Here is a 1,912-nt window from a genome sequence, read left to right as displayed (position 1 = left end):
TTCGACATCTGTCACAGCTGCCGGCGCTGCTTCAATCTCTGCGACGCGTTCCCGCGCCTGTTCGACCTCATCGACGAGTCCGAGACGATGGAGCTCGACAGCGTCCCGGACAGCGCGTTCCAGCAGGTCGCGGATGCGTGCACGCTCTGCGACATGTGCTTCATGACGAAGTGCCCGTACGTGCCGCCCCACGAGTTCGACGTGGACTTCCCCCACCTGATGCTGCGACACCGCGCGGTGGAACAGCACCAGGGCCGGCCCGGCTTCGCCGACCGGGCGCTCACCGAGACGGACCGCAACGGCCGCCTCGCCGGCAGGCTCGCACCGCTGACCAACTGGGCGAACCGGCGCGACAACCACCTCACCCGGCCGGCCCTGGAGCGCATCGTCCACGTCCACCGGGACGCGGCGCTGCCGGCATTCCATCGCGACACCCTGCTCCGGCGCGCCGACCGGACCCCGGCGGTGAACACCGCGGCCCCCGCCCACGGGCGGCGCGCGGTGCTCTATGCCACCTGCTTCGGCAACTACAACAACCCCGACATCGGCGAGGCCACCCGCGCCGTGCTCACCCACAACGGGGTCGAGACGGAGGTGGCCTATCCCGGATGCTGCGGCATGCCCAAGCTCGAGCAGGGCGACCTGGAGGCGGTCGCCGCGGCGGCGACACGCACCGCGGACGCACTGCTGCCCTGGGTGGACGACGGCTACCGGGTGATCGCGCTGGTCCCCTCCTGCGCGCTGATGCTCAAGTTCGAGTGGCCCCTCATCGTCGACGACCCGCGGATCCAGCGGCTGGCGGAAAACACCATGGACGTCGCCGAGTACGTGGTCGACATCGCCCGCAACGAGGGTCTCGCCGACGGCCTCCAGCCCCTGGAAGGCGGCGTCTCGCTGCACCTTGCCTGCCACGCCCGGGCCCAGAACATGGGGCCGAAGGCGGCGGACATGCTGCGCCTGATCCCGGACATCGACCTCGACGTCCAGGAGCGATGCTCCGGCCACGGCGGCGCATGGGGCGTGAAGAAGGAGAACTTCGAGGTCGCGATCAAGGTCGGCCGCCCCCTGGCGCGACGGGTCTTCAAGTCCGGCAGGCAGCACCTCGCCTCCGAGTGCCCGCTGGCCGGTGCCCACATCGTCCAGGGCCTGGAACGCCAGGCCGGCGACGGCGACACGCCGCCGCACCAGTCATCGGTTCACCCCATCCAGCTGCTGGCACAGGCCTACGGGCTCGCCTGAGCGCCGGCGGGAGGGCAGCGATCATGGCCAGACAGATCACCCGCGACGACATCCTGAGCATGGAGGCCTACGGCGCCATTCGCCGCGACAAGGCCCGCGAGATCTCCGCGGCCAAGCGCCACCGGCGTATGGGCGTCGGCCCGGACGCGACGATCTACTTCGAGAACTACGACACCATGTGGCGCCAGATCCACGAGATGCTGTTCATCGAGCGCGGCGGCGAGGCCCAGATCGACGACGAGCTGGAGGCCTACAACCCGCTGATCCCCCAGGGGCGGGAGCTGGTGGCGACACTGATGTTCGAGATCCCCAACCGGGAACGCCGCCAGCAGGTGCTCGGCCGGCTTGGCGGCGTCGAGGAGACCGTCTGCCTGCACCTGGGCGACGAGCGTATCGCCGCGCAGGCGGAGACCGACGTGGACCGGACCACCGCCGAGGGCAAGGCGTCGTCGGTGCACTTCCTGCACTTCCCGTTCACCGACGCCCAGGTCCGGCGCTTCTCCGACCCGGAGACCGAGGTCGTGCTTGCGATCGAGCACCCGAACTACACCCACACGGCGGGCATGCCCGCGGACGTGCGCGCCGCCCTTGCCGGGGACTTCGACTAGCTGCCCGTCGGAGCCAGACCCGCCTGGGCCGGCTAGCCACCGCGGATACGGGCCTCGACCGCCTC

Annotated in this window: 2 protein-coding genes; both read left to right on the top strand. The window is 70.4% G+C overall.

Features of this window, described 5'->3' with window-relative positions:
• Positions 1-1,239 (top strand): heterodisulfide reductase-related iron-sulfur binding cluster (locus G7A99_RS18865; protein WP_163143095.1); only part of this gene is annotated, 1,239 nt, incomplete at its 5' end.
• Between the two features lie 23 nt (positions 1,240-1,262).
• A complete protein-coding gene (locus G7A99_RS18860) occupies positions 1,263-1,847 on the top strand; it encodes a DUF3501 family protein (RefSeq protein ID WP_163143092.1) in 585 nt (194 codons plus the stop codon).
• The last annotated feature ends 65 nt before the right edge of the window (positions 1,848-1,912 follow it).

This window comes from Arhodomonas sp. KWT (genome assembly GCF_010993615.1).
The sequence above is the reverse complement of the archived record's forward strand: the minus strand, read 5'-3'. Positions and strand labels throughout refer to the sequence as shown.